The organism is Oleiphilus sp. HI0043 (assembly GCF_001634935.1).
On record NZ_LWEY01000981.1, the window covers coordinates 1 to 274 of the forward strand.

The following is a 274-nucleotide window of genomic DNA, read 5'->3' on the forward strand; positions in this document are numbered from 1 at the left end:
TCAGTAGAGCGTGTAGTGTTTGTATCTTGATTGGTGTCGTAGCCACCGCCAAAAATTAAGACTTCGCGAATATTATTGCCCATCTTAATTTTTGTTTTCACGGGTTTAGACCAAGTCTGGCCTAATTCTTCGTAGCCATTTGTGCCACCCGGGCCGCCTTTGATTTCCCATAGGAATTGTGGAGAGTTACGATCAGAAGCGTCAAGCGCATAATAATTACTCCCGCCTCTACGCATGCCCGTGTACACATAGACAAAGTCATCGGCATCGTAAA

At 45.3% G+C, this 274-nt stretch carries 1 protein-coding gene; it reads right to left on the reverse strand.

Going from position 1 to position 274, the window contains the following annotated elements; genetic code table 11:
- The coding region (locus A3729_RS32845; protein ID WP_197475787.1) for a hypothetical protein at positions 1 to 274 on the reverse strand (274 nt) is incomplete at both ends.